This is a genomic window from Streptomyces sp. NPDC004788 (genome assembly GCF_053601115.1).
On the sequence record NZ_JBSGBF010000012.1, the window covers coordinates 46,498 to 52,859 of the forward strand.

At 73.8% G+C, this 6,362-nt stretch carries 5 protein-coding genes; 4 read left to right on the plus strand and 1 reads right to left on the minus strand.

The genetic code is table 11. The annotated features are described in order from the left end of the window. Nucleotides 1-5: 5 nt before the first annotated feature. From ACWEJX_RS08405 to moeZ, 4 genes are all read left to right on the plus strand, one after another. Nucleotides 6-1,349, plus strand: coding sequence for a hypothetical protein (locus ACWEJX_RS08405; RefSeq protein WP_451606745.1), 1,344 nt, complete (start codon nucleotides 6-8; stop codon nucleotides 1,347-1,349). A 185-nt stretch (nucleotides 1,350-1,534) separates the two neighbouring features. Beyond that, nucleotides 1,535-2,497 (plus strand): NAD-dependent epimerase/dehydratase family protein, encoded by a 963-nt coding sequence (locus tag ACWEJX_RS08410; RefSeq protein WP_451606746.1) that lies wholly within the window; start codon nucleotides 1,535-1,537, stop codon nucleotides 2,495-2,497. Continuing rightward, nucleotides 2,485-3,270 carry a spherulation-specific family 4 protein gene (locus ACWEJX_RS08415; RefSeq protein WP_451606747.1) on the plus strand — a complete coding sequence of 262 codons (786 nt, stop codon included), beginning with the start codon at nucleotides 2,485-2,487 and terminating at the stop codon, nucleotides 3,268-3,270. Before ACWEJX_RS08410 ends, ACWEJX_RS08415 begins: the two co-directional genes overlap by 13 nt. A gap of 75 nt (nucleotides 3,271-3,345) precedes the next feature. Next, nucleotides 3,346-4,524 carry an adenylyltransferase/sulfurtransferase MoeZ gene (moeZ, locus tag ACWEJX_RS08420; protein WP_451606748.1) on the plus strand — a complete coding sequence of 393 codons (1,179 nt, stop codon included), beginning with the start codon at nucleotides 3,346-3,348 and terminating at the stop codon, nucleotides 4,522-4,524. An 85-nt stretch (nucleotides 4,525-4,609) separates the two neighbouring features. On the opposite strand, the gene ACWEJX_RS08425 is transcribed toward moeZ, so the two are convergent. Continuing rightward, on the minus strand, nucleotides 4,610-6,193 hold the full coding sequence (locus ACWEJX_RS08425; RefSeq protein WP_451606749.1) for an alpha/beta hydrolase: 1,584 nt from the start codon (nucleotides 6,191-6,193) through the stop codon (nucleotides 4,610-4,612). Between the last annotated feature and the right edge of the window lie 169 nt (nucleotides 6,194-6,362).

The window sequence follows — 6,362 nt, forward strand, 5'->3', positions numbered from 1 at the left end:
CAGCCATGCGCGGCCCCGCCGCTCCCACCAGCCCCGGCCCCTGGGACTCCCGCTCCGAGGCCCTGCTCAAGGCCGCCGCCCTCGCCCCGGCACCAGAACCCGCGGAAGCGTTTGCCGAAGCGATTCAGCAGCCGGAGCCGCAGCCGGAGCGGCAGTCGCAGCCGGACCGGCAGTCGCAGCCGGTGCGGCATTCCGCGCCGGAGCCCGCACCGGACTCCGCCCCGGGGGCCGCCCCGGAGCCCCTGCCGCCGCTCGCGCCGCAGCCCGTGCGGACGGCCGCCCGGCGCGGACCCGCCGACCCCGTCAAAGCGCTGATGCACCGCCACCGCGAGCTGTGCGAACGGGCCGTCGACGCCCTGGAGATCGCCGCCGGACTCGAAGCGCACGGCGTCACCGACCGGACCGCCGCCCGCTTCCGGCACCGCGACGTCTTCTCGCTCGCCGAGGAGCTGTACGCGCGCGTGCCGCGCGGCGAGAGCCCCCGTACCCGTACCGAACCCGCCGCCCCGCCCCGCACCCCGTGGACCGTGTGGGCGCTCACCACCTGCGCGCCCGGCGCCGTCGCCGCCCTCGCCGTCACCGGGCTCGCGCTCACCACCGGGGCGGCGCGGACCACGGCCGGAGTGCTGGGGGCGCTCGGCCTCGCCGCCGCCGTGCTCGCCGCCGTGCGCCGCGGCCCGCTCCGCGCCACCGGCCGCGCCGTGCCCGCGACCCCCCTCTGGGTCCTGTGGCTCCTCGCGTACGCGGCCGCCGGCGACGGCGTACTCGACCAGCTGCTCAGCGGCGGACCCGACGGCGCCCCGACCGTCGTCACGCCGCTCGACGGCCCGGCCGGTACCAGTTGGCTCCTCGACACCGGACCGCTGCTCGCCCTCGCCCTCTCCGTCGCCCCCGCCGCCTGGTGCGCCCACCTCTTCGCCGCCCGCGCCCGGCGCAGACTCGCCGCCAGCCGCGGCCTCGCCGACTTCGCCGCCGGCACCAGACCGCTGCTCGTCGGCAGCGTCGCCCTCCACCTCGCCGCCCTCACCGGACTGCTCCTCCTCACCGGCTTCCACCCCGGCGCCCTCGCCCTCGGCACGCTGCTGCTGCTCGCCCGGCTGCTCGCCGTGCACGGCTTCGCCGAGGCCGCCGACAGCGTCCTCATGGCCACCGCCTCCGCCGAGGCGCTCGTCCTCGCGAGCGTCCTCGCCGCCCGCCTCCCGGGCTGCGACCTCCTCGGCACCCCCGTCCGCGCCGTCGTCGCCCTCTGGGGACCGGCGGCCCCGCCCACCCTGCTCTGCGGCACGGCGGCCCTCGCCCTGCTGATCCACGCCACCGGCGCGCTCTCCCGCGCCTCGGCCCACGCCTGACCCGTACCGCCCCCGCCCCACGACCCCTGCCCGCCCGATCCCCCACCGGTGCACCCCGCGCACCCGCGGAGCCGACGCCGCGGGCGTGCCTCCCCGTACCCGATCCCTCGCCACTCGCAAGGAGACGAAAGAGACATGACGCACCACCTCCCCACCACGGCCGGTCGGCACGAAGGGGCCGCACGATGAGGGTGCTGCTGCTCGGAGCCAACGGATTCATCGGCCGGTTCGTCGCCGACCGCCTGCTCGCCGACCCGGCCGTCCACCTCACCGCGCTGGGCCGCGGCGACGACGCCGACGTGCGGTTCGACCTCGCCACCGGCAGCCCCGGCGCGCTGACCCGGTTCTTCGACGCCGTCCACCCCGGGGTCGTCGTCAACTGCGCGGGCGCCACCCGCGGCGGCGCCCGCGACCTCACCCGGCACAACACCGTCGCCGTCGCCACCGTCTGCGAGGCGCTGCGCCGCAGCGGCTGCGGCGCCCGGCTCGTCCAGGTCGGCTGCGCCTCCGAGTACGGGCCCAGCCAGCCCGGCTCGTCCACCGCCGAGGACGCGGTGCCGCGGCCCGGCGGCCCCTACGGAGTGTCCAAGCTCGCCGCGACCGAACTGGTCCTCGGCTCCGGCCTCGACGCCGTCGTCCTGCGGGTCTTCTCGCCCGTCGGCCCCGGCACCCCGGCCGGCTCCCCGCTCGGCCGGCTCGCCGAGGCGATGCGGCGCGCCATGCAGGCCGGCGACGGCGAGCTGAAGCTCAGCGGCCTCGGCGTGCAGCGGGACTTCGTGGACGTCCGGGACGTGGCCCGGGCCGTGCACGCCGCCTCGCTCTCCGCCGCCCAGGGCGTCGTCAACATCGGCACCGGCCGGGCCGTGAAGCTCCGCGACGCCGCCGCCGTCCTCGCCAGGGTCGCCGGATACGCCGGCCAGCTCCACGAGCTCGACGGGCCGCCGCCGCGCCCGGTCATCGGCGCCCCGCGCACCGAGGCCACCATCGCCGAGCAGCTGGCCGCCGCCCCCTACCCGTACCCGGACGGCTGCGGCCCCTGGCAGCAGGCCGACGTGCGCACCGCCCGCGACCGGCTCGGCTGGCGGCCCCGGATCAACCTGGAGGAGTCCCTGGCGGACATCTGGATGGAGGCGGCATGCCGCATCTGACCGCCACCGGCACCGGGACGGTCACCGGGATGGGGGTGGGCGTCCCCGGCTACGGCCACCCCCTGCTCGCCCCCGTGGAATGGGCCGAGCTGACCCGCCCCGGCGCCCCCGTCCACTGGGCCGTCCTCAACGTGGCCGACGGGCCGGGCGACCGGCCCGACCCGCACTGCCTGGAGGCCGCCGGCAAGCTGCGGAACGCGGGCGTCCGGGTGCTCGGCCACATCGACCTGTCCCACGGCTCGCGCCCCTTCGGCGAGGTCGTCTCGGACGCCCAGCGCTACCTCGACTGGTACCGGGCCGACGGCTACTACCTGGACCGGTGCCCCTCCGACCGGGCCGACCTGGCGGGCGTACGGCGCATTGCCGGCACCCTGGAGGCGCTGCACGAGGGCGAGGCCGGGGACGGGGGCGGCGGCGAAGGTGCCGGCGGGGGCGGCGTCCACCTCGTCCTGGGGCACGGCACCCACCCGTACCCGGGCTACGCGGAGACCGCCGACCAGCTCGTCACCTTCTCCGGCGCGTGGGCCGACTACCGCTGGTCGCAGGTGGCCGAGTGGACGGCCGACTACCCGGCCGCGAAGTTCGTCCATCTCGTCCACGGAGTGCCCAGGACGCATCTGGACGAAGCCCTCCGAATCGCCCGCTGGCAGGGCGCCGCCACGGTCTTCATGACCGACCGGCGGGCCCGCCCGGGACAAAACGACCAATTCCACACTCTGCCCGGCTACTGGGACGAAATCGTCTCGCGGATCGGACGGGGTGTCTCGGAATGAGGAGGGCCATGGCAGTGTTATGGGGAGAACAACCGTCGTAAAGACATCCCGACCAGCTGTATTGATGAGGTCTCCGTGTCGCTGCCACCCCTGGTCGAGCCGGCTGCCGAGCTCACCGTTGACGAGGTCCGCAGGTACTCCCGCCACCTGATCATCCCTGATGTCGGGATGGACGGGCAGAAGCGGCTGAAGAACGCCAAGGTGCTCTGTGTGGGCGCCGGCGGGCTCGGCTCCCCGGCCCTGATGTACCTGGCCGCGGCCGGCGTGGGCACGCTCGGCATCGTGGAGTTCGACGAGGTCGACGAGTCGAACCTGCAGCGCCAGATCATCCACAGCCAGTCCGACATCGGCCGCTCCAAGGCCGCGTCGGCGCGCGACAGCGTGCTCGGCATCAACCCGTATGTGAACGTGATCCTTCACGAAGAGCGGCTCGAGGCCGAGAACGTGATGGACATCTTCAGCCAGTACGACCTGATCGTCGACGGCACGGACAACTTCGCGACCCGCTACCTGGTCAACGACGCGTGCGTGCTGCTCAACAAGCCGTACGTGTGGGGTTCCATCTACCGCTTCGACGGCCAGGCCTCGGTCTTCTGGTCCGAGTACGGCCCCTGCTACCGCTGCCTCTACCCGGAGCCCCCGCCGCCGGGCATGGTCCCCTCCTGCGCCGAGGGCGGTGTCCTGGGCGTGCTCTGCGCGTCCATCGGCTCCATCCAGGTCACCGAGGCCATCAAGGTCCTCGCGGGCGTCGGCGACCCGCTGGTCGGCCGCCTGATGATCTACGACGCCCTGGAGATGCAGTACCGCCAGGTCAAGGTCCGCAAGGACCCCAACTGCGCGGTCTGCGGCGACAACCCGACCGTCACCGAGCTCATCGACTACGAGGCCTTCTGCGGCGTCGTGTCCGAGGAGGCCCAGGAGGCGGCGCTCGGCTCCACGATCACTCCGAAGCAGCTCAAGGAGTGGATCGACGCGGACGAGAAGATCGACATCATCGACGTCCGCGAGCCGAACGAGTACGAGATCGTCTCCATCCCGGGCGCCCGCCTGATCCCGAAGAACGAGTTCCTGATGGGCAACGCCCTCCAGGACCTGCCGCAGGACAAGCGGATCGTCCTGCATTGCAAGACGGGTGTCCGCAGTGCGGAAGTCCTCGCCGTGCTGAAGTCCGCGGGCTTCGCGGACGCGGTGCACGTCGGCGGCGGCGTCATCGGCTGGGTCCACCAGATCGAGCCGGAGAAGCCGATCTACTGATCGCGCGAAGACGAGTGCGACAGGGCCCGGATCCGTACGGCGGATCCGGGCCCTGTCGCGTGCGGCGGCGGGCCCGGCGCGGTGGCTAGCCGCAGGTCGTGCCGGGCGCCGGCACCGTCCCGTTCAGCAGGTACGCGTCGGTCGCGGCCTTCACGCACTTGCTGCCGCTGCTGTACGCGCCGTGGCCCTGGCCGTTGTACGTGAGCTCCACGCCGACCCCCTTGCCGAGCGCGTTCACCATCGAGCGGGCGCCCTCGTACGGGGTGGCCGGGTCGCCGGTGTTGCCGATGACCAGGATCGGGGCCGAGCCGGGGGCCGAGACGTCCGGGTGGTCCCAGGCGCCCGGCACGGGCCACTGGCTGCAGCTCGCGAGGCCCCAGCCCATGAAGTCGCCGAAGACGGGGGAGGCGGCGCGGAACTGCGGCAGGCTCTCCCTGGCCTGGTCGAAGGTGAAGCGGTCCTTGAAGTCGACGCAGTTGATGGCGGCGTTGGCGGCCTGGATGTTGCTGTAGACGCCGTTCTGGTCACGGCCGTTCATCGAGTCGGACAGCGCGAGCAGCAGCGCGCCGTTGCCCGCGTCGGCCTCGTCGAGGCCCTGCTCCAGATACGGCCAGAACTCCTTGGAGTAGAGGGCCTGCGCGATGCCGTTGGTGGCCTGCGTCTGCGTCAGCTTGCGCTCGCCGATGCCCGCGATCGGCTTCTTGTCGAGCGAGGCCAGCAGATCCGTGATGAAGCCCTCGATCTCGGCGGGCGACGAGCCGGGCAGCACGCACTCCTCGGCGCGCGCCACGCAGTCCTTCGCGAAGTTGTCGAGCGCCAGCTGGAAGCCCCTCGCCTGCCCGAGCGCGCCCTCCTCCACGCCCGCCGCCGGGTCCACGACCGCGTCGAAGACGGCCCGGCCCACGTTCTTCGGGAACAGGTGGGCGTAGACGCCGCCGAGCTCCGTGCCGTACGAGATGCCGAAGTAGTACAGCTTGTCGTCGCCGAGGACCCGGCGCATCAGGTCCATGTCGCGGGCCGCGTTCTCGGTGCCGACGTAGGGCAGTTGGGCGCCGGACTGCTTCTCGCAGCCGTCGTCGTACTTCTTCTGCGCGTCGCCGAGCGTCTTCTCCTCGGCGGTGTCGTCCGGCGTGAAGTCCAGGGCGTAGTAGACGTCCAGCTGCTTGTCGGAGAGGCATTCCACGGGCTTGCTGCGGCCGACCCCGCGCGGGTCGAAGGAGACCAGGTCGTAGCGGGAGCGCAGCGACTCGAAGTCGTTCGCGAAGCCGGGCAGACCGGTGACGCCGGAGCCGCCCGGCCCGCCGAAGTTGAAGATCAGCGAGCCGATCCGCTGCCCCTGGTCGCGGGCCTTGGCGCGGATCAGGGCGAGGTCGACGGTGTCGCCGTCGGGTTTGTCGTAGTCGAGCGGCGCGGCGAGGAAACTGCACTCCCAGGCCGTCCCGCCGGGCAGCGGCGTCGGCGCCGGCCCGCCGCCCTCCGCCGCGTTCGGCGGCAGACACGGCGCCCATTCCAGCTTCTGCGCCGCGAGCCGGTCCAGCCCGGTGGGCCCGCTGGCCTCGGGGACCGCCGCCTCGCCCCCGTCGTCGGAACACCCGGCGGTCAGCAGCAGGGCGGTCGCGGTGAGCGTCGCGGTGAGCAGAGCGGCGCGGTGGCCGGCGGAGATCGGCATGGCCCCATCCTGGTTCGGCGGGCGGGGCGCCGCGCGGGAGGAGGGCCATGCGGGTGGTGCCCCGGCGGTGGCGGGGCGGGCCGGCCGGATACGGGGAGGGCGGCCGTTGACAGCAGCCCACCAGTCTACTTGCTCTTCCCCGCCGATTCCTTCTGGCCCTTCTCCACCG

What these genes read in the sequence shown, in the direction of transcription:
- ACWEJX_RS08405 (WP_451606745.1), top strand. Translation starts at nt 6, where the DNA reads ATGCGCGGCCCCGCCGCTCCCACCAGCCCCGGCCCCTGGGACTCCCGC.
- ACWEJX_RS08410 (WP_451606746.1), top strand. Translation starts at nt 1,535, where the DNA reads ATGAGGGTGCTGCTGCTCGGAGCCAACGGATTCATCGGCCGGTTCGTC.
- ACWEJX_RS08415 (WP_451606747.1), top strand. Translation starts at nt 2,485, where the DNA reads ATGCCGCATCTGACCGCCACCGGCACCGGGACGGTCACCGGGATGGGG.
- ACWEJX_RS08425 (WP_451606749.1), bottom strand. Translation starts at nt 6,193, where the DNA reads ATGCCGATCTCCGCCGGCCACCGCGCCGCTCTGCTCACCGCGACGCTC.